We start from the raw sequence: 449 nt of genomic DNA on the forward strand, positions 1-449 counted from the left end.
GTTCGTCGAACTTGAGGTCCTGGCCGGCACCAGTGAAATCGATGGACTCGTTTCTTCGGATGAGCGCCAGAGCTTCGGCACCCGTCGCCACCTTGGTGCCAGGCCCGTTCGTAACCGGGATGATCTGCTTGGCGAACTCAACAGGATTGGCGGATTTCGCCTTCTCTATGGCGACCGCGAGAACATTGATGGCATCGTACTGAAGCGCGGCGAACGGAAATACAGTGCCATCGGGTGCACCCAATGCCTTTACAAAGGCCTTGTATTCGGGCCTATCGAGTGGGCTGATCGGCTGCACATGCTCGATGCCTTCCGCAACTTCCTTGCCGACGTTCTTGACGAAAGCGCTGCTGCCGTCGACGCCAGCTGCGGCTGCAATGGTGAGCGAAAAGACCTTGCCCTTGTAACCGCCTCGGTAGATCTCCTTCGCGATCGACGTAAACTGATTG

At 57.5% G+C, this 449-nt stretch carries 1 pseudogene; it reads right to left on the minus strand.

What is annotated here, in order from left to right:
- Positions 1–449 (minus strand): annotated as a pseudogene (locus AC5ZGW_RS47070) (hypothetical protein); the annotation flags it as partial.

This window comes from Bradyrhizobium sp. Crot121, from assembly GCF_059512385.1.